This window comes from Amycolatopsis sp. A133, from assembly GCF_031082405.1.
GTDB lineage: Bacteria > Actinomycetota > Actinomycetes > Mycobacteriales > Pseudonocardiaceae > Amycolatopsis.
On sequence record NZ_JAVHJU010000057.1, the window covers coordinates 502,096 to 525,885 of the forward strand.

At 72.5% G+C, this 23,790-nt stretch carries 29 protein-coding genes; 17 read left to right on the plus strand and 12 right to left on the minus strand.

Annotation, left to right across the window (positions count from 1 at the left end):
• Together Q5425_RS34600 and Q5425_RS34605 are read right to left on the minus strand one after the other, a co-directional pair.
• Nucleotides 1-722 (minus strand): DUF2231 domain-containing protein (locus tag Q5425_RS34600; protein WP_396135306.1); only part of this gene is annotated, 722 nt, incomplete at its 3' end.
• 36 nt (nt 723-758) lie between these two features.
• Entirely contained in the window at nt 759-1,751 is a 993-nt protein-coding gene (locus tag Q5425_RS34605; RefSeq protein ID WP_308676571.1) for an SDR family oxidoreductase, read from the minus strand.
• A gap of 109 nt (nt 1,752-1,860) precedes the next feature.
• Between Q5425_RS34605 and Q5425_RS34610 the strand changes: the two genes are divergently transcribed.
• The 5 genes from Q5425_RS34610 (at nt 1,861) to Q5425_RS34630 (ending at nt 5,488) form a co-directional block, all read left to right on the plus strand.
• Complete coding sequence (locus Q5425_RS34610) at nt 1,861-2,784, plus strand: DMT family transporter (RefSeq protein WP_308676572.1); 924 nt, start codon at nt 1,861-1,863, stop codon at nt 2,782-2,784.
• Nucleotides 2,759-3,220, plus strand: a complete 462-nt coding sequence (locus Q5425_RS34615; protein WP_308676573.1) for a hypothetical protein — start codon at nt 2,759-2,761, stop codon at nt 3,218-3,220. Before Q5425_RS34610 ends, Q5425_RS34615 begins: the two co-directional genes overlap by 26 nt.
• Nucleotides 3,221-3,267: 47 nt before the next feature.
• A complete protein-coding gene (locus Q5425_RS34620) occupies nt 3,268-3,711 on the plus strand; it encodes a DUF2243 domain-containing protein (RefSeq protein ID WP_308676574.1) in 444 nt (147 codons plus the stop codon).
• Nucleotides 3,708-4,517: a cytochrome c oxidase assembly protein gene (locus Q5425_RS34625; RefSeq protein WP_308676575.1), complete on the plus strand. Its 810-nt coding sequence runs from the start codon at nt 3,708-3,710 to the stop codon at nt 4,515-4,517. The genes Q5425_RS34620 and Q5425_RS34625 overlap by 4 nt, the downstream gene beginning before the upstream one ends.
• Nucleotides 4,518-4,696: 179 nt before the next feature.
• A complete protein-coding gene (locus Q5425_RS34630; protein ID WP_308676685.1) occupies nt 4,697-5,488 on the plus strand; it encodes an FkbM family methyltransferase in 792 nt (263 codons plus the stop codon).
• On the opposite strand, the gene Q5425_RS34635 is transcribed toward Q5425_RS34630, so the two are convergent.
• The gene (locus tag Q5425_RS34635; RefSeq protein WP_308676576.1) at nt 5,485-7,512 is read right to left on the minus strand and encodes a glycosyl hydrolase family 65 protein; all 2,028 of its coding nucleotides are present in this window, start codon (nt 7,510-7,512) and stop codon (nt 5,485-5,487) included. The genes Q5425_RS34630 and Q5425_RS34635 overlap by 4 nt on opposite strands.
• A gap of 254 nt (nt 7,513-7,766) precedes the next feature.
• Between Q5425_RS34635 and Q5425_RS34640 the strand changes: the two genes are divergently transcribed.
• Nucleotides 7,767-8,048: a hypothetical protein gene (locus Q5425_RS34640; RefSeq protein ID WP_308676577.1), complete on the plus strand. Its 282-nt coding sequence runs from the start codon at nt 7,767-7,769 to the stop codon at nt 8,046-8,048.
• Between the two features lie 462 nt (nt 8,049-8,510).
• Here Q5425_RS34640 and Q5425_RS34645 read toward each other — a convergent pair whose 3' ends face one another.
• The gene (locus tag Q5425_RS34645; protein WP_308676578.1) at nt 8,511-10,493 is read right to left on the minus strand and encodes an amino acid transporter; all 1,983 of its coding nucleotides are present in this window, start codon (nt 10,491-10,493) and stop codon (nt 8,511-8,513) included.
• Between the two features lie 517 nt (nt 10,494-11,010).
• On the opposite strand from Q5425_RS34645, the gene Q5425_RS34650 reads away from it, so the two are divergent.
• Nucleotides 11,011-11,415 (plus strand): ChaB family protein, encoded by a 405-nt coding sequence (locus Q5425_RS34650; protein ID WP_308676579.1) that lies wholly within the window; start codon nt 11,011-11,013, stop codon nt 11,413-11,415.
• A 24-nt stretch (nt 11,416-11,439) separates the two neighbouring features.
• Here the strand turns inward: Q5425_RS34650 and Q5425_RS34655 are convergent, their stop codons facing one another.
• Nucleotides 11,440-11,832, minus strand: coding sequence for a hypothetical protein (locus Q5425_RS34655; protein ID WP_308676580.1), 393 nt, complete (start codon nt 11,830-11,832; stop codon nt 11,440-11,442).
• A 151-nt stretch (nt 11,833-11,983) separates the two neighbouring features.
• Here Q5425_RS34655 and Q5425_RS34660 point away from each other — a divergent pair, with 151 nt between their 5' ends.
• Complete coding sequence (locus Q5425_RS34660) at nt 11,984-12,379, plus strand: hypothetical protein (protein ID WP_308676581.1); 396 nt, start codon at nt 11,984-11,986, stop codon at nt 12,377-12,379.
• A gap of 25 nt (nt 12,380-12,404) precedes the next feature.
• On the opposite strand, the gene Q5425_RS34665 is transcribed toward Q5425_RS34660, so the two are convergent.
• Nucleotides 12,405-14,066 carry a glutamate--tRNA ligase family protein gene (locus Q5425_RS34665; protein ID WP_308676582.1) on the minus strand — a complete coding sequence of 554 codons (1,662 nt, stop codon included), beginning with the start codon at nt 14,064-14,066 and terminating at the stop codon, nt 12,405-12,407.
• A 138-nt stretch (nt 14,067-14,204) separates the two neighbouring features.
• On the opposite strand from Q5425_RS34665, the gene Q5425_RS34670 reads away from it, so the two are divergent.
• The 6 genes from Q5425_RS34670 (at nt 14,205) to Q5425_RS34695 (ending at nt 17,786) form a co-directional block, all read left to right on the plus strand.
• A complete protein-coding gene (locus Q5425_RS34670) occupies nt 14,205-14,810 on the plus strand; it encodes a hypothetical protein (RefSeq protein WP_308676583.1) in 606 nt (201 codons plus the stop codon).
• On the plus strand, nt 14,807-15,109 hold the full coding sequence (locus Q5425_RS34675; RefSeq protein ID WP_308676686.1) for a DUF1905 domain-containing protein: 303 nt from the start codon (nt 14,807-14,809) through the stop codon (nt 15,107-15,109). Before Q5425_RS34670 ends, Q5425_RS34675 begins: the two co-directional genes overlap by 4 nt.
• 88 nt (nt 15,110-15,197) lie before the next feature.
• Entirely contained in the window at nt 15,198-15,692 is a 495-nt protein-coding gene (locus Q5425_RS34680) for a YbaB/EbfC family nucleoid-associated protein (protein ID WP_308676585.1), read from the plus strand.
• 11 nt (nt 15,693-15,703) lie between these two features.
• A complete protein-coding gene (locus Q5425_RS34685; RefSeq protein WP_308676586.1) occupies nt 15,704-16,039 on the plus strand; it encodes a hypothetical protein in 336 nt (111 codons plus the stop codon).
• Nucleotides 16,036-17,163 carry a hypothetical protein gene (locus Q5425_RS34690; RefSeq protein WP_308676587.1) on the plus strand — a complete coding sequence of 376 codons (1,128 nt, stop codon included), beginning with the start codon at nt 16,036-16,038 and terminating at the stop codon, nt 17,161-17,163. Before Q5425_RS34685 ends, Q5425_RS34690 begins: the two co-directional genes overlap by 4 nt.
• Nucleotides 17,160-17,786 carry a hypothetical protein gene (locus tag Q5425_RS34695; RefSeq protein ID WP_308676588.1) on the plus strand — a complete coding sequence of 209 codons (627 nt, stop codon included), beginning with the start codon at nt 17,160-17,162 and terminating at the stop codon, nt 17,784-17,786. The genes Q5425_RS34690 and Q5425_RS34695 overlap by 4 nt, the downstream gene beginning before the upstream one ends.
• Here the strand turns inward: Q5425_RS34695 and Q5425_RS34700 are convergent.
• Together Q5425_RS34700 and Q5425_RS34705 are read right to left on the minus strand one after the other, a co-directional pair.
• A complete protein-coding gene (locus tag Q5425_RS34700) occupies nt 17,783-18,187 on the minus strand; it encodes an ATP-binding protein (RefSeq protein WP_308676589.1) in 405 nt (134 codons plus the stop codon). The genes Q5425_RS34695 and Q5425_RS34700 overlap by 4 nt on opposite strands.
• 87 nt (nt 18,188-18,274) lie before the next feature.
• Nucleotides 18,275-18,556, minus strand: a complete 282-nt coding sequence (locus Q5425_RS34705; RefSeq protein ID WP_308676687.1) for a hypothetical protein — start codon at nt 18,554-18,556, stop codon at nt 18,275-18,277.
• A gap of 424 nt (nt 18,557-18,980) precedes the next feature.
• Between Q5425_RS34705 and Q5425_RS34710 the strand changes: the two genes are divergently transcribed.
• A complete protein-coding gene (locus tag Q5425_RS34710; protein ID WP_308676590.1) occupies nt 18,981-20,087 on the plus strand; it encodes a S1 family peptidase in 1,107 nt (368 codons plus the stop codon).
• 41 nt (nt 20,088-20,128) lie between these two features.
• On the opposite strand, the gene Q5425_RS34715 is transcribed toward Q5425_RS34710, so the two are convergent.
• From Q5425_RS34715 to Q5425_RS34730, 4 genes are all read right to left on the minus strand, one after another.
• Nucleotides 20,129-20,389: a GlsB/YeaQ/YmgE family stress response membrane protein gene (locus Q5425_RS34715; RefSeq protein ID WP_308676591.1), complete on the minus strand. Its 261-nt coding sequence runs from the start codon at nt 20,387-20,389 to the stop codon at nt 20,129-20,131.
• Between the two features lie 91 nt (nt 20,390-20,480).
• The gene (locus Q5425_RS34720; protein WP_308676592.1) at nt 20,481-20,930 is read right to left on the minus strand and encodes an MBL fold metallo-hydrolase; all 450 of its coding nucleotides are present in this window, start codon (nt 20,928-20,930) and stop codon (nt 20,481-20,483) included.
• A 77-nt stretch (nt 20,931-21,007) separates the two neighbouring features.
• Nucleotides 21,008-21,877: a helix-turn-helix transcriptional regulator gene (locus tag Q5425_RS34725; RefSeq protein WP_308676593.1), complete on the minus strand. Its 870-nt coding sequence runs from the start codon at nt 21,875-21,877 to the stop codon at nt 21,008-21,010.
• Between the two features lie 120 nt (nt 21,878-21,997).
• The gene (locus Q5425_RS34730) at nt 21,998-23,188 is read right to left on the minus strand and encodes a hypothetical protein (protein ID WP_308676594.1); all 1,191 of its coding nucleotides are present in this window, start codon (nt 23,186-23,188) and stop codon (nt 21,998-22,000) included.
• A gap of 153 nt (nt 23,189-23,341) precedes the next feature.
• Here Q5425_RS34730 and Q5425_RS34735 point away from each other — a divergent pair, with 153 nt between their 5' ends.
• Together Q5425_RS34735 and Q5425_RS34740 are read left to right on the plus strand one after the other, a co-directional pair.
• Entirely contained in the window at nt 23,342-23,575 is a 234-nt protein-coding gene (locus Q5425_RS34735; protein ID WP_308676595.1) for a PLDc N-terminal domain-containing protein, read from the plus strand.
• Between the two features lie 56 nt (nt 23,576-23,631).
• Nucleotides 23,632-23,787, plus strand: a complete 156-nt coding sequence (locus tag Q5425_RS34740; RefSeq protein WP_308676596.1) for a hypothetical protein — start codon at nt 23,632-23,634, stop codon at nt 23,785-23,787.
• The last annotated feature ends 3 nt before the right edge of the window (nt 23,788-23,790 follow it).

A 23,790-nucleotide genomic window follows, 5' to 3' on the forward strand; every position in this document is an offset into this window, starting at 1 on the left:
GGAGCTTGGCAGCAGCGCGCGCGGCCCGGGAGGCCGTCCGTGCGACGACGCGACGGGGGAAGCGACCGGGTCCCGAATGAGTCATTCGCGACCCGGTGCGGTGGGGTCAAGCCGGGTTGCGGGGCGCGGCCGGGTCTTCGCCCGCGAGCTCGGCCGGGGCCAGGTCGTCCAGGGGGCTGCCAGCGGAACACCCCGGCGCCCTGGGCGTAGGCCAGGTGCCCGCCGAGCGCGCCGCCCAGGCTCGTCGCGGCCAGGCCCAATACGCCGAGCAGCCGTCCGCTGCGGCCACGGCGGCGGGCCAGGTACGACGCGGCGAAGAGGGCGGTCGCCGTCGCGTTGGCGGCCGCGTGCACCAAGCCGACCCGGCGTTGCTGCACGTCCAGCTCCGTGTAGTCGGCGAGGCCGAGCACCATCGCCGCCGGAGCGGTCAGCAGGCCGGCCGCGACCAGGCGGCGGGCCGTGTCCCGGCCGTCCGGGCGCAGGTCGAACACCGTCGAGCAGAGCCAGGCGCCGATGGGGACCGTCACCGCGAGCGGGTGCAGCGGGTGACCGAGCCCGTGGCCGCGCAGCTGCCGTGCCACGCCGCCTCCCGCGACACCGTCCAGCAACCGCTTGAGGCCGGTGGCCAGGCCGTCGAGCCCTGGGGCGTTTTCGGCTTTCCGCAGTGCCCGGTGCGCCCACGCGGGCTTCGACCGGGCGTGACCGTCGCGCGTCGGATCCATACCGCGACGGCTACCCCGCCGCGCGCCGGGCAACCCTCAGCCGGTCGTGCGATGCCGCCGTGACACCGCCGCGGTGAGCAGGTCGCCCGGCCGGGGCAGCGTGCCGAACAGCCGGGTGAAGGCGCTGCGCCGCACCACCTTGCCGGGGTGGCTGCCGTGGACCTGCCCCGGTTCGTCCACCGCGGAGTCGACGTTGTCCGTGCCGTTGTCCGGCAAGGAGCTGCGGAAGCTGCGCGAGCCGACCCGGCGCAGCGAAAGCAGCGCGTCGGTCAGGCCCGGGGAGAGCCGCTGGCCCAGGAAGAACCCGGCCGCGGCTCCGCCGACGGGGATCTCGCGGCGGGGGTGCGTCGAGGCGAACACGATCGTGTCGGCGACCGTCTCGGGCGCGTACACCGGCGGCGGCGGTTTCGGCAGCGCACCGAGCTTGCTGCGCGCGTGCTCGAAGAACGGCGTGTCGATGGCGCCGGGCAGGATGGTGGTGACCGCGATCGGGGCGCCCTCCTGCGCGAGCTCGATGCGGAGGCAGTCGTAGAAGCCGCGCAGCGCGAACTTGCTGGCCGTGTAGGGCGCGTGCAGCGGCACCGCCCGCACCCCCTCGACCGACGCCACGCCGATCACGGAGCCGCCGCCGGCGCGGCGCAGGGCGGGCAGCACCGCGCGGACGCCGTGGACGTGGCCCAGGAAGTTCACCCGCAGGACGCGGTCGAACTCCTCGTCGGTGATGTCCTCGACGCGGCCGAACACCGACACCCCGGCGAGGTTGACCCAGGTGTCGATCCGCCCGAACTCCGCCTCCGCCGCGCGGACCAGCGCGCGGACGGCGTCCGGATCGGCGATGTCGGTGGGCACCGCCAAGGCCGTCCCGCCCGCGCCCGTGATCTGCTCGACCAGCGTGTCGAGGGCCCGCGCGGTGCGGCCGGCACAGACGACACGCGCCCCTTGGGCGGCGAAGGCGAGCGCGGTGGCGCGCCCGATCCCGCTCGAGGCGCCCATGAGCACGACTACCTGGTCGGACACCGGTCGGGGCATGACATCTCCTCGTGGTCGCGCGGGCGGTCCCGGATCACCCGGATACCGCCTGCGCCGTCGCACAAACGCGGCGGGGATAACCGCCGCGGGCCCGGGGTACCCGGGCCGGGTGCCCCTCCCCGCCGGAATTTCCGCCTTCCTCCCCGGAACGGCGGTCGCCGCGGCCGCCGCCGTCATGTTCGCCGTCGGATCGGTGCTGCAGCACGAAGCCGCTTCGAGCAGCGCGCACGCCGACGGCCTCCGACTGCGCCTGCTGGTGACGCGTCCGAAGTGGATGGTCGGGCAGAGCGCCACCGTGCTGGGGACCGTCCTGCAGGTCGTCGCGCTGGCACTGGCCCCGGTCGCCATCGTGCAGCCGGTGCTCGCCGGGGGCCTGGTCGTCGCGCTGGCCATCCGGTCGGTGCGCGACCGGTGCCTGCCGTCCCGGCTCGACGGGATCGGAGCGGTCTGCACCTGTGGCGGCCTGGCCGTGTTCCTGGTGGCGGCCCGCCCGGCCGCCGGCACCGGCGACCACCTGCCACCCTGGTTCGCCGTCGTCGCCGCGGTGCTCGTGGCCGTGGGCGTGGTCGCCGCGGGCAGCCGGAGCGGGCGCGGGCCGTGGGGCGCGCTGGCGTGCGGGGCGGCGGCCGGGATCGCCGCGGGCGTCGCGGCGGTGCTGATCTCCGCGGCCGTGAAGACGTTCGGCGAACGCGGGCTGCTGCCCACATTGGGCGGCAGCGCGCTGTGGGCGGCCCTCGTCGTTGCCGTCGTCGCGCAGCTGGGCAGCCAGCAGGCCTACGCCCGCGGCGCGCTGTCGTGGTCGATGCCCGCATTGGTGCTGCTCGACCCCCTGGCCGCCGTGCCCGCCGCCCGGCTCCTCACCGGGGAGCGCCTCGAACCGGGTCACGCTTTCGTGTGGGTGCCCGCCGCGGTGGTGGCCGTCGTGGGCGTGGTCCTGCTGTCCCGGACCGGGGAAAGCTGCCGCCGGCCGGTGTTTCGCCGTCGCGTCAGCGGGAAGCCCGGGGAACATGAGCGAACCGGACCAGAGCTATGACCCGCCGCAGGACACCGGCCGGCCCGACGCCGTCGAAACGGACCCGGCCGCGCTCAACAGCGCCGAGGACCTCGACGAGGACCGGATCCGCGCCGACCCGCTCGAAGAGGGCATGGATCCCCCGGAGGACTGGTCGGGCGTGACGAAGTACGGCATGACCCCGTGGGAGCAGGCGCACCCGCGCGGACTGGGCGACCGGATCGGGGAAGAGAACCCGGACCCGGCCGCCGAGGTGCCACTCGGCATCGACCCACGGGCGGGCGAGGGCGAAGACCCGGACACGGGCGCGGCCCCGGAACAGCCGATGCAGCTGGAGCCGGTCGAGGGCGACGGCCCGCCGTTCGACACCGAGCCCGACCAGGTGGGCGTGGAGGCCCCGTCCGCGGTGGCCGCCGGTCCCGAACAGGCCGCGATGCACATCGAGGGAGAACGCTGAGCCGCAACGACTTCCGGGCGTCGGCCCGGGGACCGGAGGTGGTGCGGGTGCCGGGAGCGAGACCCACCGCACGTTCGGCATGGGCCGGTGTCCTCACCGGCATCGGCGTAGCGGCCTTCGTCGACGAGACCGTGTTCCACCAGTTGCTGCACTGGCACCATTTCTACGACCGCTCGACGACGGACGCCGGGCTCGTCTCCGACGGCATCTTCCACGCCTTCGGCTTCTTCGCCGTCGTGTTCGGCCTGGTGCTCGTCGCCGACCTGCGCCGAGGTGACCGCCTGTCCGGCCGCGCCCTCACCGGCGGCATCCTGACCGGGGCCGGCGCCTTCCAGCTCTACGACGGCACCATCCAGCACAAACTCCTCGGCCTGCACCAGATCCGCTACGCCGTGGACCTCACGCCGTACGACTGGACGTGGAACGTCGTCGCGGTGCTCCTGGTCGTGGCCGGCGTGGTCCTGCTGCGCCGCTCGCGGGCGGCTGCGTGAGCGCCTTGGCCCACGCCGGGCACCATGGGCCCGGGCTGTTCGCCGTGGGACCGGCCGTCGTGGTGTTCGCGGCGTACGAAGCGGGCGCGTGGCGGCTGCGGCGCCGCGGTGACCGGTGGCCGCCGGTGCGGGACGTCGTGTTCGGGGCAGGCACCGCCGCGGCCGCCGGTGCCCTGCTGCTGCCGGGCGCGTCCTCGTTCACCGGCCACATGGTGCAGCACCTGCTGCTCGGCATGCTGGCGCCCGTCCTGCTGGTGCTCGCCCGCCCGGTGACGCTGCTGCTGCGCGCGGTCCCGGCCGCGACTCGCCGCCGTCTCAAGCCGGTGCTGGCGTCGCGGCCCGCGGCGGTGCTGGTCTTCCCGCCGGTCGCGGCCGTCCTGGAAGCGGGCAGCCTTTGGCTGCTCTACCGGACCGGCCTGTACGCCGCGAGCGGCCGGGAACCGCTGCTGCACGCCTTCGTGCACCTCCACGTCTTCCTGACCGGGGTGCTGTTCACGGCGGCGGTGTGCCGGCTCGACCCGCTGCGCCACCGGGCCGGGCTCGGCGTCCGCGCGGGCGCCCTGATCGGCGCGGCCGCCGCGCACGCCGTGCTGGCCAAGACGTTGTACGCCACCGCGCCACCGGGAGCGCTGCTCGCGGTCGCGGACCGGCAGGCCGGTGCCCAGCTCATGTACTACGGCGGGGACGTCGTCGAACTGGGGCTGGCGCTGATCGTCGCGCTGCAGTGGTACGCCGCCCGGGGCCGGGCCGAACAGCGTAGCCGCCGAACGGCAGCGCCCCGGGCGGCGCGCGGGAACGCTGTCTGACCGGCGGCTCGCCGTGTCGTTTGCGTCGCGCCGGTCATCTCCCGCGGCCGGCCCCGCTCAGTCTGTTCGACGCCGGCCGCGTCGGCGAGTTGCTGCCGGGGGAGACCGGGCCGAACAGCGTAGCCGCCGAACGGGGGTGCCCCGGGCGGCTTGATCCTGATAAGCCTCTGCGCGTGACCATGGACACGATCGACCTGCACAGCATCAACCCGTGGGAGGTGTCCTTCCTGCGCGAGGAGGTGGGCGCCTACTTCGCCCACGGCGTCGAGCTCACCCCCGGTGCGACCGTCCTCGACGTCGGCGCCAACATCGGGGTTTTCTCCGCGGCCGTGTACGAACGGCTGGACGGCGACGTGCGGATCTACGCGTTCGAGCCGCTCCCGCCGCTGCACGCGACGCTGGAGCGCAACGGCCGCGACTTCTTCGGCGGCCGGCTGACCGCGTTGCCCTACGGGCTGGCGGCCGGCGAAGACGAACTCGACTTCAGCTACTTCCCGGCGGCGACCATCTTCTCGTCGTCGTGGCGGGACGAAGCGAACATCGAAGCCGAACGGCGGCGGGTCACCGCCAGCGTCGTCGAGATGATCCGCCGCGGCGGCCTGGGTGCGGCGCTGCGCCGCGTACCGGCGCCGATCCTGCGGGGGATCGTCGGGCGCAAGCTGCGGGTGATGCGCGAACTCGAAACCCACCGCGTCCGCGTCCGGCCGCTGTCGGTGGTGCTCGACGAGCAGGGCATCGAGCGCGTCGACCTGCTGAAGGTCGACGTCGAAGGCGCCGAGCTGGACGTGCTGCGCGGCCTCGACGACCGGCACTGGCCGCTGGTGCGGCAGGCCGTCGTCGAGGTCGAAGGGTGGCGGCGGAACCGCGACACCGTCCGCGAGGTCTTCGCCGCGCGCGGTTTTGCGGTCGAAGCCGTGCAGGACCCCGTCCAGGAGGCCGCCGACATCGGGATGGTGTTCGCGGTCCGCTAACGGCGGTATTCGAGCCAGTCGAGGTTGATCGCGCCGGTGTCGCCCGGCCCGTAGGAGAGCGACACCACCGGATCCCGGCCGGTGAGCGGGACGTCGGCGAACGTCGTCGTGCCCCAGGCGTCCCAGCTGTCGGAGACCTTCGGGAACCCGACCTGCCGCACGACCTGCCCGTCCACCGACAGCGTCATCGTCCGGGTGTCGCTGTTGGCGTTGGCGTACCGCACGGCGAACGTGGCGCGTTCCGGCCCCGCGTTCGCCGCGCGGTGCACGGTGAAGGACGACGACGCGCCCTGCGCCCAGAGCCCGTCGAGGAACGCACGGCCCGAGTAGCCCGTGTGGTTCACGTTCGTCTTCACGCCGCCGGTGTTGCGGGCGTCCTCGGCTTCGAGGTGCGCCGGGTCGGGGCAGCCGCCGAGGGCGGCCGGGCCCGTGGTGTCGGCGCAGCGGTCCTGGGCGTCGGCCACGCCGTCGCCGTCCCGGTCGCCGGCGGGCGCGCCGGTGAGGGTGATGTCGATCGTGTGGTCGCCGGTGAGCGTGGCCGGGAGTTCGGCGGGAGCGGCTTTGCCGTCGACGGTGAAGGAGCGGATCGTGGTGCCCGCGCCGTGCAGCGCGATGGTCAGGTTCGCCGCGCGGTAACGGAGGTTCCGCAGCGTGACGTCACCCCAGCCCGCCGGGAGGCGTGGCGCGAAGGACAGCCCGCGGTCGGTGAAGGTCAGCCCGAACAGTCCGGTGTGGACCATGTCGAGGAACGCCGTGGCCGACCAGGTCTGGTCCGGTTCGGAACCCCAGTGGAACTTCACGGTGTCGCCCAGCCGCTGCCAGCCGCCGTCGACCACGCCCGTCGTCCCGTTGTAGATCTCCCAGAAGCCGCTGTTGCTGCCGGCCAGCTTGGCCAGGCGCGCGGTTTCCGCGGCGAACGCGTTCACCTCACCCTGCCCGGCCAGCGCTTTCGCCCACAGCCCCTGGACGAGCGGCCAGACGATGGCGTTGTGCCGGCCGGGCTGCGCGTCGCTGTAGCGAGCCCAGTGCGGGAAGGTATCCGGCATGCCCCAGGGCAGCTCACGGGCGCGGGTGACGATCGACCGGGCCTGCGCCGGGTTCGCGATGCCGAAGAGCAGCGCGAACGCCAGGCCGGTGCCCTCCTGGAAGGCGCCGCGGGAGCCGTCGGCAAGGAGCTGGTAGTCGTACAGCCCGGTGCCCGGGTTCCAGAAGTGCCGGTTGATCGCCGTCCGGAGCGCGACGGCCTTGGTCCGGTACCCGGCTACCTCCTGCGCGGGGCGGCGCAGCTTCTCGGCCATGTTCGCGGCGTTGACGTAAGCGGCGTAGTAGAGCTCGTTGGTGCTCAGGTACATCCCGGTCGCGACCCCGGGCCACGGCATGCTCCCGGTGCTGACCGACTCGGTCGCGTCGGCGGGCGGCGCGGGGTAGCCGGCGATGCCGTCGTTGAAGAACGAGGCTCCGGTGAACAGGCCGTACGTCGGGTTGAAGCCCGCGGTGGTGGCGTGTTCGCGGATCGTCAGCGTGGCGGTGGCCGTGCGGTAGGCGTTGCCGAGGAAGTTCCCGTCGCCGGTGACGAGGTAGTGGTGCCAGGCAGCGGTGACCCAGACCACCTGGTCCCACTGCTGGTCGTCCTGCTGCACGACGGCGTTCTGGTCGACCACGGCCCACAGCGTGTTCTTCGCCAGCGCCGGGTCGAGGAGGCTGGTGGCGTTCCAGCTGTTGATCGACGCGTCGCGCGTCCAGGGCTGGTCGTAACCGCCGCCCGCGCGGACGAGACCGGTGCCCGGATCCAGCAACCCGCTGCGGTTGTAGCGGGCGTCATAGGCGATGGTGTTGGTGCGCAACAGGTTTTGCAGCGCGGCGGCGTAGGCGGTGCCGTACCGGGCTTGGCTGTCCGGGTTGGCGAACTCGAGTGCCGGCGGCGCCGGGCTCGCCGTCGCCGTCGCGGCACCGGCGAGCGTGCCGCCCGCCGTCACCAGGGCCAGAAGGGCGTAACCGATCCGCAGCGGCAAGCCGTTTTTCATGCGCATACCCCTTTCCGCCGCGCCATTGCACCACGGAACGGCGGTCGCTCCCCGGATACGCCCGGATCCTGTCCGTTTCTGTCCGCCCGGTCACCGGAGGTGATCTCGGCCGGCCCGCCGCCGGCCAGGTGGCAGGGTGGGGCTCCGCCGTTGCATACTGCTGGAATGGCGCGATGGAACCCGGAAACCGCACGGTGAGTCCCCGTGAAGGGCCGGCACGTCCGAAATTCGGCCGGATCGACCCGTTTTGCCTGATGGCGGTGCTTCCGGTGCTGCTCGTGGCCGGAATCCTCGGCGCGCTGGTCAACGTGGCACTGGGCATCGGCTGCGCGGTGTTCGCGGGTTTGATCCTGCTGTTCGACTCCTGGGTCAACCGGCCCCGCCCGGTCCCGCAGGCCGAGCGCCCCGCTCGCCAGGCACCCCCGCCACGACCCCGGGCCCCCGCCCGCGCACCCCGCCCCCAGGAGGGCCGCGGTCCCGCCCGCACGCCGCCGCGCGCTCCGGTCCGGCGAGCAGGACCGCCGCCGCCGAGGTAGCTCGGCGCTGACCGTGTGAGCGACCGCTGCCCGGCCCGAACCCCGGCCGCGCGCCCCGGTCCGGCGAGCAGGCCCACCGCCGCCGAGGTAGTTCGGCGCTGACCGTGTGAGTGACCGCTGCTCGGCCCGAACCCTGCCGCGCGCTCCGGTTCGGCGAGCAGGGCCGCCGCCGTCGAGGTAGTTCGGTGCTGACCGTGTGAGCGACCGCTGCCCGGCCCGAACGCCGCCGCGCGCCCCGGTCCGGCGAGCAGGACCGCCCCCGTCCGGCCGATGAGGACCGGCTGACCACCGGCGGTGAGCGCGGCTCTCGTTGCTCTCTCCGGCGCGGTCGTGGTGCGGCTGGAAAGCGCTTCCCGCGGACGTTCGCGAAGTCGTGCCTTCCCGGAGTTCGCCGGCTCGCTCCGCGCGGGCGCGGTCGTCGTCCTGCGGGCCACGCCCACCGGAGCGGCCGGCCGGCCCCCCTCAGCCGCCGACGTGGATGGCCGGGCGGCGGGCCGGGTCCTTTTCGCTGCTGCGGATGATCTCCCGGACGACCGGCGCGGTGTCGCCCCGGCCGAGGAGCAGGTAGCGGAACAGGTGACCGAGCGGATTGCCCTCGGACCACTCGAAGTAGCAGCGCGGGCGGACGCCCGTCACGTCGCGCAGGGTGAGCAGGATCGCGGCGATCGCGTTCGGCGCCGCGGGGCTGTCCGCGCGGAGGATCCGGTAGCCGTCGATCTCGACGCCCTGCACCTGGAGCACGTTGCTGAACTCCGACGGGTCCACGACGTCGATCTCGAGGAACAGGATGTCGGCGGCCCCGGGCACCGGGTTCATCCCGCGCTGTTCGGCTTCCTTCTCGGAGTACTCGGCGAGGTCGCCGCCCTGGCGCTTGTTGGCGATGATGTTCAAGGAGCCGTCGTGGGCCAGTGAGTCGGCGATGAACCGGCGAGCCTGCTCGTCGAACTCGATGCGGTCGGCACGCAGCTCCGTCGTCCGCGAAACCCGGGACACCAGCGAGACGACGATGATGCCGAGGATGAACAGGCCCGAGATGGCGATCCCGTCCGGCTTTTCGATGACGTTCTCGACGAGGGCGTACAGCAGCACGAGCGTGAGGACGACGAAGCCCACGGCGGCCCCGCGCTGCCGCCGCCGGATCGCCGAGATGCTGACCGCGACCGCGCCGGAGACCATCATCGCGAGGATCCCGGTCGCGTAGGCGCCGGCCTGGGCGTTGACGTCGGCGCCGAACGCGATGGTGATGAGGACGCTGATCGCGGTGTAGACGAGCACGACCGGCCGGACGGCGCGGCCCCACTCCGGCGCCATGCCGTAGGAGGGCAGGTACCGCGGGACGATGTTGATCAGCCCGGCCATCGCCGAGGCACCGGCGAACCACAGGATCAGCACGCTGCTGACGTCGTAGACGGTCCCGAAGATCTCGCCCAGTTCGCGGTGGGCGAGGTAGGCCATGGCGCGGCCGTTGGCCTCCCCGCCCTCTTGGAACGCCTCGGCCGGGATCAGCACGGTGGTGACGAAGCTGGTCGCGATCAGGAACACCGACATGACGAGCGCGGCGGCGGTCAGCAGCTTCCGCGTGTTGCGGATCCGGGATTCCAGCTTCTCCTCGGCGGTCTTCCCCTCGGCCGCGACCAGCGGCATCATGCTGACGCCCGTCTCGAACCCGGAGAGCCCCAGCACCAGCAGCGGGAACGCGATGACGGCCGGGCCGATGACGCCGGTGAACCCGCCGCCGCCCGCGGTCAGCGCGTCCGTCCAGTGGGAGAGGGCGGCGGAATCGCCCACCAGGTCGATCACCCCGGTGATCGTCACCACGGCGTTGAGCAGCAGGAAAACCGCGACGAGCGGGATGGCGACCCCGACGGCCTCGCTGAAGCCGAGCAGGAACACCCCGCCGAGGACCAGCAGCAGCACGACGGTGATCAGCACCGCGTGGCCGTGCAGGAAGCCGGGCAGGTAGGGGTTCTCCAGCATGTGCACGGTGGCGTCCGCCGAGGACAACGTGATCGTGATGATCCACGACGTGGCGACGAACCCGAGCAGGGTGAGGACGAACAGCTTGCCCCGCCAGAACGGCAGCAGGTTTTCCAGCATCGCCACCGAGCCCTGCCCGTGCGGGCTTTCGCGGGCCACCCTGCGGTACATCGGGAGCATCCCGAGCAGCGTCAGCGCGACGATCAGCAGGGTCGCGAGCGGGGAGAGCGCCCCGGCGGCGAGCGCGGCGATGCCGGGGAGGTAGGAGAGGGTGGAGAAGTAGTCGACGCCGGTCAGGCACATGACCTTCCACCAGGCTTGCGGCGTGCCGTGGTCCTCGCCGCCGGCGCGGCCCACCGGGGCGACCCGGTGCTCCAGCAGCCACCGGGCCACCGCCGAAGCCGGCGGCTTCGGCGACACCGGGCTCTCGACGCTCGCCGGTACGGTCAAATCGGGTGAAACACCCATTTCTGCCCTCTCGTCCCCTCGTCTCCGGAAAACACCGGTCCCCAGGATGCCCGACCCTCCGACGGGCCGCACAGGAGGCTCCGTTCGAGGGCGCGGTCCTGTTCGGACGGTGATGGGAGGGAGGGGGAGTGGGCTCGGATTGTGGAGCCCCGGGGCGCCATGCCGGGGATCGAGGTGGGTTGCCGGGCGCGGGTGCCGGCGGTGTTGCCGGATGGCGCTCGGTGAGGCGGGTGCTGGGGCAGAGACGCTGCCGGGCACGTCGGGCTCCGCGGGGGCCAGGGGCCCGCGGAGCCGTGTTGCCGGGTGCCCGCGGTCGCGTGCGAGCGTCGCGAATGAGTCATTGGGGACCTCGGACGTCCCGAATGAGTCATTCGCGACTCCAGCGGCAGCGCCTCGCTGCCATCCGTCGCGGCGCAACGCCTCGTCCCGGACCGGGCTCGGCGAGGCGGGCGCCGCGGTCGAAGCGCACCCGTACCCCGCCGTTTCACCACCCGGTTCCCCGGGTAGCCGAAGCGGCATGCCCGGACGCGAAGACTTGCCCAGCACCCTGCTGCGGTCGCCGCGCAAGGCCCAGGACACCTGGGTGGCCGCGCACGACTCCGCCCTTCGGACCTACGGACCCGGCCGGCGGGCCCAGCAGACCGCCTACGCGGCCTTGAAGCACACCTTCGAGAAGGTCGGCGACCACTGGGAGCCGAAGCCCGAACGCGGCCCGTCGGACGAGCAGGCCGCCGGTGGGGCCGGGCAGCCCGAGCGGCCGACTCACGGTGGTGTCTACGCGACCGCGAGCCGGCAGCACCTCTACGAGCGCGCCAAGCAGCTCGGCGTCCCCGGCCGGTCTCGGATGTCCAAGGACGAGCTCGTCACCGCACTGGAGAAGGAAAACCGCCGTCGCACCGACCGGGCGCGGCGCTCCGGGTGACGCCCTCGGGTCCGGTGTGGATGGTCAGAATTCGTCGGCGGCGGTGAGCTCGTGCTCGAAGGCGTCCGCGCGGGCGACGACCGCCTTCAGCGGGCGCTCGAACTCCTCCTGGATGCTGAGGTCCTCCAGCGGCACGGTGTGCTTGAGCAGCGCGACCCCGTCCACCACCGCCGCGCCGCCGACGGCCGAAGCGCCGGCCAGCTCGAGCAGCCGGCGCAGGTCGACCTTGTCGGCCCAGCCGACCGGCGAGGAGATCTCGATCCACGAGCCGCCGTCGTGCTCGGCGAGGTGGTGCACCGTCGCCTGCTGCGTGCGGTCCCGCGGACCCTCCAGCCGGAACCGCAGCCAGCCCTCCGACTCTTCGAGGACCTCGTACCGCGTCCGGACAAAGTTGATCACGTCGATCCAGCTGGTCACCCGCTGCGCCTCCCGCCTTAGGCCTGCCTGCGCGGTCGAGCATCTCACGTCCGCCCCGGGGCCGGCACCGAGGACACCCCCCGCGCCGGAAGCGCAGGCCGACCGGCTCGAGTGATTGCGGCGGCGCCGGTGGGGTGTTATCCGTTGACACATGGGGTTGACCAAGGTTTGGCTCACCACGCTCAGTGACGGCCTGCTCCGCGCCGACCAGATCGTCGGCCTGACCGCCCACGCGACACCGGCGCTGACCGGCAAGCCGCCGCGCTGGCTGCTCGACGCGACGATCCGGACCGCGGCGGGCAGCGGCAGCGGCGACGGCTGGGACGTCGGGATCCTCCACCGCACGCTGATCCAGACGCCGGCGGAACCGGTGGGGGCGCCGGAGGCGCTGGCCCGCCTCCTCGCGCGGCTGGACGGCGAGGACGCGGCCGGCCTGATCACCGCCCGGCCGGACGGCGTGGGCGGGCCCCGGCCGGCGAGCGTGGTGCGCTTCGGCTTTCACCCGTTCGAGGACGAGGCGGCCGAAGGCTCCGACGGCGGCGCGTGACGCGGGCGCCGCCGGAGCCGCGGCGCTACTTGGTCAGGGCGGCGATCCGGCCGAGGACTTCTTCCTGGCCCAGTGCCTGCGTGATCGCGTGCAGGTCGGGGCTGCGCGTCGAGCCGGTGAGGGCGATCCGGATGATCTGCGAGGCCTCGCGGATGGAGCCCGGGAAGCCCTCGGGGTTCTTCTTGAACTCCTTGGCGTTGCGGGCGAAGCCGTGCTTGGCCGCGACCGCGCGGATCTGCTCGAACCACTCCTGGCCGTCGTCGAGCTGGCGGTAGTCGGCGGCGAAGTCGCGGGCCACCGCCTGGACGACCGCGCGGTCGACGCCGAGCGCGGCGATCCGCTCGTCGTCGGGGCCGGTGACCGCCGCGTGGAGCTGGGGGAAGAAGAAGCCGTAGACGGCGCGGAACTCGCTCCACTTCTTCAGGTCCTTGCGGGGGTTCTCGGCGCCTTCGCGCTCCACGGCCAGCGCGCGCAGCGCGAGGTCGGGCTCGTCGTCGAGGACCTTGCGCAGCTCGGGGTCGAACCGGCCGGCCCAGTCGCGGACGGCCTCGAGGATCGCGGCGCCGGAGAGGGTCGCGATGTGATCCGCGGCGATGTCGTCGAGCTTGACCAGGTCCACCAGCGGGCCGGCGACACCGCACTCGTCGAGGTTGATCGGCTCGGTGAGCGCCTGGTCGAGGGGCATTTCGGCGAGCCGGCCGTTGGCGAGGCCGCGCAGGTAGTACAGGACGGCGTCGGCCGGGTAGCCGGCCTCGATGAAGAAGTCGACGGACGCTTCCGGGTCCTTGCGCTTGGACAGCTTGCGCTTGCTGCCGCCCTCCTGCTTCATCAGCGGCGCGATGTGGGCGTAGGTGATCGGCTCGAAGCCGAGCGCGTCGAACAGCTGCTGGTGCACCGGGACCGATGAGATCCACTCGTCGCCGCGGACCACCAGGTTCACCCGCATGAGGTGGTCGTCGACGGCGTGCGCGAAGTGGTAGGTCGGCAGCCGCGGGCTCTGGTCGGAGCTCTTGAGGATGACAACGTCGTTGCGGTTGGCCTCGGCTTCCAGCGGCCCCCGGATCGCGTCGGTGAACCGGGCGCGGGCGCCGGCGGCAGTGGCGTCCTCGGGGGCCCGGAACCGCACGACGTACGGCGCGCCGGCGTCGAGCTTGGCCTGGACGTCGGCCGGGTCGGCGTCGCGCCAGATCGCCCAGCTGCCGTAGTAACCGGTCGGCAGCTTGGTGGCCTGCTGCCGCTGGGTGATGGCGGCCAGCTCCTCCTTGGTGGCGAAGTCGAGGTACGCCTTGCCCCGCCGGAGGAGGTCGCGGACGTAGGTGAGGTAGATCCGCTCACGGGCCGACTGCCGGTAGGGGCCGTAGTCCCCGCCGCGGTCGATGTCTTCGTCGGCGGCGAGGCGGAAGTAGCGGAAGCCGCGTTCGAACTGCTCGAGGGCGCCCTCGACCTCGCGGGACTGGTCGGTGTCCTCGACGCGGACGAGGTAGCGGCCGCCGGAGCGGCGGGCGAGGTCCTGGTCGATGGTGGCGACGTAGATGCCGCCGACGTGCACGAACCCGGTCGGCGACGGGCCCAGGCGCGTGACCAGCGCGCCTTCGGGGAGGTCGCGGGCGGGGTACTGCTGCTCCCAGTGCTCGGGTTCGGGCAGGTCGGCAGGGAAGAGGGCGTCGATGACCGCTCGGTCCAGCATGTGGGTGTTCTCCCCGCGTCGTGGTGCGCTTGCCTCGGCGAAAGTGGTCGTTTTCGCCGACGAAGAGCCTAGCCGTGCGGCCCGCCGGCCCACCCGGGTAGGTGGTGCTGGGCGGGTGGCGGTGCTAGCTTCCGGGGAATGCGCGGTCGGTTTCCCTTCGCCAGAACGCTTTCGGCCTTGGCTGCCCTGCTGGTGCTCCCGCTGACCACCCCGGCGACCGCCTCCGCGCGCCCGGGCGGCGAGTGCGCGACCCCGTCGATCGACCGGCTGCAGCAGTGGCTGGCCAGCGGCGAGGGGACGACGGTCCCGGCCACCGGGAGCCTGCTCGTGCCCGGGAAGCACGGGTACGCGGCCAAGGTGACGTTCCTCAACGCCGAGTGGCACGTGGCCGTGGTGTGGCTGGGGAACCGGTTCGAGGCGCAGGCCGACCTTTCGCGGTCGGCGGGGTTCCTGCTGACCTACCGCGCGACCGACGACCTCTACGTCCAGCTGCGCCCGGCCTCCCACTGGAGCGGCGGCGACAAGTGGCTGACGCCGGTGCCGTCGACCGGCGGCAGGCTGGTGACGCGGTTCTTCAGCTTTTCGCCACGCCGGTGGACGTCGCTGCCGGAGCTGGGGACGCCGTCGTATTCGTTCGCCTCGGCGTTGCCGGAGGCTCGGGGCCTGGTGTTCGTCGGGAAGACGCCGAACGAGCTGGAGTTCCGCGGCCTGCGCATCGACGGCTACCGGCCGCCGTGTCTCTGAGCGTCGCCTTCGAGGCCGAGCTCTGGGAATGGGAGGCCCGGCGCGCCGACAGCTGGGTCTTCGTCAGCCTGCCCGCCGAGGCGTCGGACGACATCCGCGAGCTGACCGCCGGGCCGCGGCGTGGCTTCGGTTCGGTGCGCGTCCGGGTGACCGTCGGCGCCACCGGCTGGCGGACCTCGATCTTCCCGGACGGCTCGCGCGGGGCCTACGTCCTGCCCGTCAAGCGGGCCGTCCGCGTGGCCGAAGGCCTCGAGGTGGGGGACACCTGCACCGTGACCGTGGAGCTCCTCGACGGCTGAGCGCGTGATCCGGGGAAACGTCATCGGCCGCCGGGCGGATCTGCCATGATGCCGGGCACAGGGCCCCGAACCGCGCAAGGGAGACACGATGTCCGCCCAGATGGACGAGCTGATCGCCCAGTTCGAGAACTTCCGGAGCAAGGTGCGGCAGGCCGAGGCCCGGTTCGCCGGCGTCGGCGACATGCAGGAGCGGATCGCCCGGCTGGAGACCACCGTCACCTCGCCGGACGGGACCGTGACGGTGACCGCGGGTGCCGGGGGCACCGTCACCGACCTGCGGCTCACCGCCGGGGCCACGCGCGTCGAGGCGGGGCAGCTCGCCGCGACGATCATGGACACCATCCGCCGGGCGGTGGCCGGCGCCGCGCAGCAGCAGGCCGGCATCGTGGACGAGACCTTCGGCGACGCGTTCGGCGTCGACGTCACGGCGCAGGTGCGCGAAGCCCAGACGGAGGCGTTCGGAACCGCGGCGGCCGCTCCCGCGTCGGAGCAGCAGCCGCGGCAGCCGTCGCGGCCCGCCCGCCGGCCCGCTGCCGGGGACGACGACGACTTCGACCAGGGCCCCATCCTCCGCCGATCCTAGGGAAACCCGCGATGCCAGACGGAATCCAGACGAACATCGGGGCGATCTCCGCCTACGCCAAGCAGCTGCCGTTCTACGAGCAGGAAGCGGATAAGTTCGGCGCCAAGATCGACGCCGCCGACGTGACCGACGAAGCCTGGGGGCTCGTCGGCCTGTTCGCCAAGCAGGGCTACACCGACCGCCTCGCCGAGCTGCGCTCGCTGCTCACCGACCTCAAGGACGGCGTGGACGGGTTCACCACGAAGCTCACCAAGGCCGCGGAGATGTACCAGGGGATGGAAGACGCCGGGAAGATCGCCTTCGGCCGGCACGAGGCGGAAATCGACGCGATCGGGCAGGGCGAATGACCGAGCCGAAGAAGAGCATCGCCGACGCGCTGAACGTCGAGGCCTACGACGAGAGCACGGGCGCCAACCTCGACCGCGCGGCCGGGTTCGTGCCGGTGGCCGGCACCGCCTACAAGGCGGGCAAGAAGATCGGGGAGCACGCGCAGCAAGCCGCCGAAGCGGACGGCCCGGGCGAGCTGGCGTCCGCGGGGGCTGCGCTGGTCGGTGACGGCGCGGCGTTCGTCGGCGCCGCGGCCGGCGACATGGTCACCTTCGCCATGGACCCGATCGGCTGGCTGGTCAGCCACGGCCTCAACATGCTGCTCGAACTGGTCCAGCCGCTGCAGGACGCGCTGCACCAGGTCACCGGCGACGGCCCGGCCATCGGGCACGCCTCGGAGAACTTCGTCACGATCGCGCAGGGTTTTGTCGCGCTCGCCGAAGACTTCGAGAAGACCGGCGACACCGCGCTGGCCGAGTGGGTGGACGACGCCGGCAACGCGGCGAAGGAAGCGCTCGGCGACTTCTCCTCCGGCATCCGCGGCATCGGCTCGGCCGCCGGCTCGGTGGCCGAGGTGCTGCAGATGTGGTCGATGGTCATGGTGGTCATCGAAGAGGTGATCAAGGGGATCATCACCGAGCTGGTGTCCTGGCTGATCACGCTGTGGCTGCCGGCGCTGGCCGCGTCGGTGATCAGCTTCGGCGGCTCGGTCGCGGCCGCGATGACCGCGTCCATCGCCAAGGCGGCCAGCGTGCTGCAGAAGGTGACGCGTTACCTCGGCAAGTTCGGCAAGCTGCTCGACACGTTCATGGAGTTCCTGGTCAAGTACTCCGGGAAGCTCGAAGTGTTCACCCGCAAGCTGCGCATCGGTGTGATGCCCGGCGAGACGAAGTTCGGCTTCGGCGCGGTCGCCCAGGGCTGGCAGCCGAGCAACCGGGCGCTCACGACGATGTTCGGCACTTCGGCCGGCGTCAAGCCGTTCCTCGCCGGTGCGGGCGTGAAGGCCGGTATCGGGGCAGGGAAGGGCGCCTTCGCCGAAGGCAAAGAGGCCGTCACGCCGGAGGGGGACGAACCGTGGTTCGACAAGAGCGAGATCGGCGGGGACCGGAGCCCGGAGGAGACGCGCAGGGATCTCGACATTTGAGCGGGTTCGCCGAGAACGCCGAGCGCTGGTCGCACGAGACCCAGGTCCGGCCGGGATTCCGCGAGCGGGTCGAGGCGCTGATGCGGGACCGGTGGCACGAGCCGGTCATCGTCCTGCGCCTCGGCGACCTCGACGTGGGTTTTGCGGTCCCCGGCCGTCGCCTGGACGGCACCGTCGAGGGGAAGCGGCTCGTCCGGCGGTTCTTCGGGAACATCCTGCGCGGCATCGGCACGGCGGTGTTCTCCGTTTTCGCGCTGGCGAACGGAGGCACCCCGGGACGGCCCTTCCAGCGGGACATCCGGATCACGGGCCCGGAGAACGCGATGGTGCTCGACCTGGCCGACCGGCTCCGGTCCGTGAAGGGGCCGTGGCTGGTGTGCTCGCCGTCGTGCCTGGCGGTGGTGGACACCGGGACGACCTTCACCGACCCGGCCGACGCGCCCCCGCCGTCGATCGTCTGGGAAGCGCGCAAACCGCAGGCTCCGGCGCTGCACCTCCGCAAGAGCACGCTGACCTGGCCGGACGGGTCGAGCTTCCGGTTCCCGCTGCACGGCCGTCCCGAGGAGCAGCACCTGCGGAAGTACCTCGAGCCGCCGGACACCGTGCACTGGAACGGCCGCTAGTCCTGGCAGGCGAGGCGGGCCCAGACTATCTTCCCGTCGTCGTGGTGGCTCACGCCCCAGGCGAGGGCGAGCTCGTCGACGAGCAGCAGGCCACGGCCGCCGGAGCGGCCCGGCACCCGCAGGCGTGGTTCGCCGGTGCCGACGTCGGCGACGGCCACCGTCACCTCGCACGGGTCGCGCCCGAGGTGGATCCGCAGCTGGCTGGGGCCGGTGGCGTGCACGTAGGCGTTCTCCAGCAGTTCGCCGACCACGATCACCACGTCGACGCGGTCCGCTTCGGCGAGCGACGCCAGCTTGTCCTCGGCCCACCGGCGGGCGGCGGCCAGCCCCGCGGGGTCCGCCCCGGCTACTTCCAGCACCTGCCATCCCGGCTCGGGTGCCGTGCCCCAGTTCACTTGCACCGTGCGACGCCTCCTTCTCCAGAGGCGTACCCGGGGATCCGGCCTTTACTCGTCCGGCCGGTCACAGCACAGATGGGGGGAGGACGGCTAGGGCTGCCCGATCCGCCAGAGGAACGCGGCTCGCAACGCCGCGATGAGGGCTTCGTCGTCGACTTCGCTGGGCCGGTCGCCCATCGGCAGCCAGATCTGGTCGTCCGGGACGCCGGCGGTCATGCGCGTGAGTGTGACGCCGGGGTAGGTGAGCGTCTCGCGGCCGCCGTCGGTGTCGGACACGACGACGTGCCGGGATTCCGCCCGGACGTGCACCTGCCGCTGGTCGTTCATATCGCGCGTCTTCCCGGAACCGACTTCCTTACCGGTGTCCAGCATAGACACGCGAAGCGGCGGGCACCTTCGGGCGAACAGCGGATTCTCGTCCACCTCAGCTCAAAAACCTCTGCGGGACAACATCTCCGCTGGCGGGCACGGCGCGCTCCGAGGGGGGAGGAGAGCACGCCGTGCCCGTGCCTCGAACGGTACGCCGGGGGTGGCCTCCCGGCGCCGGAACCACTCGGACGCCGGAGCGGCGGGCCGGCCGCCGCCGTTTACTGTCCGCGAAACTGCGGGAGGGCGAATTGCCCGGTACCTATCTTTTGTCCTGTCCGACGAAAGTCGGTACCGCCCGCCCCGGCCGCGGATCACCCTCGAGCCACCGGATCACCGGTGCCGGCCCGTGGCCGGCTCACCCCACGTGGCCGGCGTGGCCACCCCTCGCGCCGGCTTCGCCCCGCGACCGCGAAAGTGAGTTACCGGCATGCGCAGAACGTCCCCGGGACGCCACCTCCTCGCCCGCTCCGCCACAACCCTGGTGGCCGCCGCCGCGGCCATCGGCTTCTTCACCCCGGTCACCGCCACCGCCACGACCATCGACGGCTACTCGGCCACGGTCCAGAGCGATGCGGTCGCTTCCCTCGCCGCCGAAGCGGGGATGAGCGAATCCGCCGCCGTCACGTGGTTGCGGACGCAGGCGGCCAGCGTCGAAACCCTGCACCAGGTCACCGCATCCCTCGGCGCCCGTGCCGCCGACGGCTACCTCGATGCGGCCGCCAAGCCCGTGGTGAACGTGCTGGACCAGGCCGCCGCCGACCAGGTCGTCGCCGCCGGTGCGCAGGCCCGGCTGGTCAAGCACTCCAGCGCTGCGCTGGCGAGCGCGCAGGAGGCCCTGCAGGCGCTGCCCGCGGTGACGCACACCTCGATCGGGCTCGACCCCAAGACCAACCAGGTCGTGCTGACCGTGGCCGACGCGGCCAAGGGCACCGAAGCCCTGCTCAAGGCGGCCGGGGCGCTGGGTGACCGGGTCCGCGTGGAGCGGGTCGCCGGCGAGATGCACACCGCGATCTACAACGGCGAAGCCATCACCGGTGGCGGCACCCGCTGCTCCGTGGGCTTCAACACCAACCGCGGCGGCCAGAACTACATCGTCGACGCCGGTCACTGCACTCGCGCGGTGTCGCAGTGGAACGTCGGACCGTCGCAGGGCTCGAGCTTCCCGACCAACGACTACGGGCTGATCCGCAACACCACCGGCAGCGCGCCCGGCGCGGTCACCCTGTGGAACGGGTCCACCCAGCGGATCAGCTCCGCCGGTACCGCGACCGTCGGGCAGCGGATCAGCAAGAGCGGCAGCACCACCCACCTCACCTCGGGCTCGGTGCAGCGGACCAACGTGACGGTGAACTACGCCGAAGGCTCGGTGTACCAGCTCATCCAGACCAACGCGCTGGTCAACCCCGGCGACTCGGGCGGCTGCCTGTTCGCCGGCAGCGTCGGCCTGGGCATCACCTCGGGCAAGGGCGGCGGGAGTTCGTACTTCCAGCCGGTCGGCGAGGCGCTGAGCGCCTACGGCGTCACCCTGAACTGAACGGACACCGGTGGGGCACCGCGAGGTGCCCCACCGGTGCTTCAGTCGCGGCGGCTGAAGATGAGGCGGTAGCCGGCCAGGATGATCAGCGCGCCCAGGACGGCCAATCCCCACGTGCGCAGGTCGAAGAACGTGCCGAGCTCGGTGTGGAACAGCGTCTTGCCCACCCAGCCACCGACGAACGCCCCGGCGATGCCGAGCAGGACCGTGATGATGCAGCCGCCCGGGTCCTTGCCCGGCATGAGGGCCTTCGCGATCAACCCGGCGATCAGACCCAGCACGATCCAGGCGATGATGCCCACGGGATGTCCTCTCGTCGCTTTCTCTTGACGGCACAGGATGGCAGTCACCCGCCCAGAGGTCGCGGCGAACCACGCGGACGTGATCCGGATCTCACCCGGGGGTCACCGGTGGGGGAACGGGCCCCACTGCTTGACGGCGAACGAGCCGCCGCGACGCTCGACCTCCAGCGCGCTGTGGCCGCCGAAGTGGGCGGGCACCGGCAGGACGGTTTCGTCGGCGGCCCAGTCCGCGGGGCATGAGGTGCGTCGCGCGGGGGAACGTCGGCACCCACGTGCCGTCGACGAGGCGCGTGTTCCAGCCGATGTGGTCGGGGTGCAGGTGGGTGTGCACGACCAGGTCGACGTCCTCCGGGCGGACCCCGGCTTCGCGCAGCCGGTCCGGGTGGTCCAGCCGGAGGTGGTCCCAGGCGGGAACGGCCGGGCGGTGCTCCCGCCACGCCCGCTCCGGCGGATCCGGGAAGAAGCCCCGGGCCGGCATGACCGGGCCGTGCTGCTCTTCGACGCGGGTGACGGTGACGTCCCCGAGTTTGATTTCGGTCATTTTTCCTTCTCTGTGGGGTTTTCCGGGCGCGTTCGAGCCGGCACCCTTCGCGGGTGCCTCGACCGGGACGGGTTTTTTCAGCCGCGCGCCGGCAATGAGGGGCGCGCGGTGGCGGTGGTGTGGGTGAGCAGGGTCATCGCGGCGTGCGACGGGGAGCCGGGTTCGGTGGTGGCGACGACGACGTGCTGGTCCTGCTCGGTGAGCAGCGCCTGGTGCGTGACCGTCATCGCGCCCACCAGGGGGTGGCGCATCTCGTAAACGGCGTCGCCGCCGGACTTGACGCGCTGGTCCGCCCACCACGCCGCGAACTGCGTGCTCCGGACGGAAAGCTCCCCGACGAGCGCGGCCGGGCGCGGGTCGTCCAGGTGCCGGCCCGACGCCATCCGCAGCGTCGCCACTACCGCGCGGGCCTTGGCCGGCCAGTCGGCGTACAGCTCGCGGGTGTGCGGATCGAGGAACACCAGCTTCGCGAGGTTCGGGCGCCTCCCGGGCCGCTCGGGCGCGTCCGGGTCCAGGTGCCCGGCGAACAGGGCGTGCCCGGCGGCGTTCCACGCGAGGACGTCACTGCACCGGCCGAGCACGACCACCGGGACGTCGCCCAGCGCGGTCAGCAGCTGCCGGACGGCCGGGGTGACCCGCGCCGGTGCCGGACGGCGGCGCGCGGCCGGCTTCCGGGCCCCGGCCGCCGGCTCGTGCAGGTGCCGTCGTTCGGTGTCGTCGAGCCGCGGGGCCCGGGCGAGCGCGTCCAGCACCTCCGGCGAGGCGTTGGCCGACTGGCCCTGTTCGAGCCTCGAGCAGTAGGGCACCCCGCCCAGCTGGGTGAGCTCTTCGCGGCGCAGCCCCGGTACCCGGCGACGGTCGCCGTAGGTGGCCAGGCCGACGTCCTCGGGCCGCAGGCGGGAGCGGCGGGTCTTGAGGAACTCGCCGAGGCGTCGGCTGGCTTCCATGAGGCCAGTATGGGCAGCGGTGCGGCGCCGCAACCACACCCTCGCGGGGTCAGGCACGGCACGCGAAAAGGGGCCCGTCCGGGAACTGTCCCGGACGGGCCCCCGCGTGCTCGGGCCGGCTCAGCCACCGCCGAAGGTGGCCTGGGTGACCGCGAAGACGTTGCGGTTGCCCGCGCCTTCCTGCAGCGACCACAGGAGGTCGGCGGCGGTGTCGTCCTCCCAGTAGGAGATGCTCTCGCCACTGCTGACCCAGGCGAAGGTCTGCGCGGCGGCCGCCGGCTTCCAGTAGTAGAGCTGCTTCTGGCCGGACGACTGGAACCACCAGCGGCCGTTGTGCGAGGCCACGCCGTTGAGCTTGTACCAGGGCAGCTGCAGCGCCTGGCTCGCCGTCGTCGTCGCGGCGAAGGTGCCGCCCGCAGCGAACGGGTAGCGGATCGCCCGCGGCGCCCGGTTCGGGTAGTCCGTGCAGCCGGAGGAGCAGGTGTACTCGGTCATCACGATCGACTTGCTGACGCGGTCGAGGGAGATCGACGACCACGCGAGGTTCGTTCCCGATGTCGTCTTCGAGGAGATCGTGCCGACCTGCGGCAGGACGTAGGCGTAGTTGTGGGCGTAGTACGTGCTGCCGCTCTGGTGGCCGATCTGGTCGGACGTGCCGCCGCTGTTCGTCTTGAGGATCTTGCGCATGTCGAACACGCGCATGCCCTTCCCGGTGTCGGCGACGTAGAGGTAGTCGCCGTACCAGGACATGCCGCCGGCGTGGACCGGGATGTCCTTGAAGTCCGGCGCCTCCGCGGTCCCGGTCGGCTCGACCAGCAGGATCTTGCGGTAGGCGTTCGGGTAGTCGGCGTCCCAGTCGACCAGGGTGATCCGGCTGCGCTCCTGGCCGCCGTCGCAGCTGTCCTTGGTGTACCAGCTGACCGCGATGAGCTGGTGCCCGTCGTAGTTGCCGCCGTTCGCCGTGCCCACGGCGTCGCGGCTGGTGGTGATGCCCTGCGGGTAGTTGGTGCAGTCGGAGTTGTCGCCGCTGTCGAACCGGAAGCCGGTCGAGAGCCCGGCGACGGAGAACGACGACGGCAACGCGGTGCGGTCGTGGTTGGCGTTGTCCATCACGGTGTGGACGGCCGCGGTGCCCAGCGTCGACACCAAAGCGCTGTTCACCGCGTCGAACTGGTTGTAGTTGGCGGTCAGGGTGTATTGGTCGGCCGGCAAGGTGGACGGCGCGGCGGCGGCCGCCGCCGCCGGCGCGGCCAACAGCCCCGCGAGCACGCCGGCGGCGAGCGCGGCCTTGGTGAGACGGTGCAATGACATGGGACCCATCGTCGGACGGGGCCGTACAAGAGCCGTACAACCGCGGGTTAATACTTTCCGCCTATCCCGTGACGTCCGAAGTTCCGATGTGCGCACCCGCCGCGACGGCGATCGTGGAGCCATCCCCCCGCGAGTCCGAAGTGGAGAGAGCTCATGTCCGTGGACCACGAAACGACGCTGTCGTGGCTCGGGATCGGCGTGGCCGGTGCGGCCGTGCTGGCCTTCGTCGTGCTGTTCCTGTCCGCGCTCGTCAGCGTCCTGCGCTCCCCGCTGACCGGGGGCATGAAGATCGTCTGGGTGCTCTTCGCCTTTTGCGCGCCGTTCCTGGGCAGCCTGCTGTGGTTCCTGGTCGGCCGGCGTGACGCCGCCGCGGCGGTCCGGCGGTGATCGTCGGCGAAGGACCAGCGAAGTCCTATCGCGACGGTTGCCGTGAAGAACTCGTGGTGCGGTCGCGGATCGTCGCTGCGCGGGCGCGGGTCGCCGCCGGGCTCGAGCTGCTCGGCGGGGTGGTGCCGACCACCCTGGCCGTGCTCGTCCGCGTGCCGGCGGCCACCGTGTTCGCCTCGACCCGCCGAGACGGCCTGACCGGCCTACCCTGATCA

Coding starts and splice junctions, on each gene's coding strand:
- Q5425_RS34605 (WP_308676571.1), bottom strand. CDS start 1,751: ATGCCCCGACCGGTGTCCGACCAGGTAGTCGTGCTCATGGGCGCCTCG.
- Q5425_RS34615 (WP_308676573.1), top strand. CDS start 2,759: ATGAGCGAACCGGACCAGAGCTATGACCCGCCGCAGGACACCGGCCGG.
- Q5425_RS34630 (WP_308676685.1), top strand. CDS start 4,697: ATGGACACGATCGACCTGCACAGCATCAACCCGTGGGAGGTGTCCTTC.
- Q5425_RS34635 (WP_308676576.1), bottom strand. CDS start 7,512: ATGAAAAACGGCTTGCCGCTGCGGATCGGTTACGCCCTTCTGGCCCTG.
- Q5425_RS34640 (WP_308676577.1), top strand. CDS start 7,767: ATGGCGGTGCTTCCGGTGCTGCTCGTGGCCGGAATCCTCGGCGCGCTG.
- Q5425_RS34645 (WP_308676578.1), bottom strand. CDS start 10,493: ATGGGTGTTTCACCCGATTTGACCGTACCGGCGAGCGTCGAGAGCCCG.
- Q5425_RS34650 (WP_308676579.1), top strand. CDS start 11,011: ATGCCCGGACGCGAAGACTTGCCCAGCACCCTGCTGCGGTCGCCGCGC.
- Q5425_RS34660 (WP_308676581.1), top strand. CDS start 11,984: ATGGGGTTGACCAAGGTTTGGCTCACCACGCTCAGTGACGGCCTGCTC.
- Q5425_RS34665 (WP_308676582.1), bottom strand. CDS start 14,066: ATGCTGGACCGAGCGGTCATCGACGCCCTCTTCCCTGCCGACCTGCCC.
- Q5425_RS34670 (WP_308676583.1), top strand. CDS start 14,205: ATGCGCGGTCGGTTTCCCTTCGCCAGAACGCTTTCGGCCTTGGCTGCC.
- Q5425_RS34680 (WP_308676585.1), top strand. CDS start 15,198: ATGTCCGCCCAGATGGACGAGCTGATCGCCCAGTTCGAGAACTTCCGG.
- Q5425_RS34685 (WP_308676586.1), top strand. CDS start 15,704: ATGCCAGACGGAATCCAGACGAACATCGGGGCGATCTCCGCCTACGCC.
- Q5425_RS34690 (WP_308676587.1), top strand. CDS start 16,036: ATGACCGAGCCGAAGAAGAGCATCGCCGACGCGCTGAACGTCGAGGCC.
- Q5425_RS34705 (WP_308676687.1), bottom strand. CDS start 18,556: ATGCTGGACACCGGTAAGGAAGTCGGTTCCGGGAAGACGCGCGATATG.
- Q5425_RS34710 (WP_308676590.1), top strand. CDS start 18,981: ATGCGCAGAACGTCCCCGGGACGCCACCTCCTCGCCCGCTCCGCCACA.
- Q5425_RS34720 (WP_308676592.1), bottom strand. CDS start 20,930: ATGACCGAAATCAAACTCGGGGACGTCACCGTCACCCGCGTCGAAGAG.
- Q5425_RS34725 (WP_308676593.1), bottom strand. CDS start 21,877: ATGGAAGCCAGCCGACGCCTCGGCGAGTTCCTCAAGACCCGCCGCTCC.
- Q5425_RS34730 (WP_308676594.1), bottom strand. CDS start 23,188: ATGTCATTGCACCGTCTCACCAAGGCCGCGCTCGCCGCCGGCGTGCTC.
- Q5425_RS34735 (WP_308676595.1), top strand. CDS start 23,342: ATGTCCGTGGACCACGAAACGACGCTGTCGTGGCTCGGGATCGGCGTG.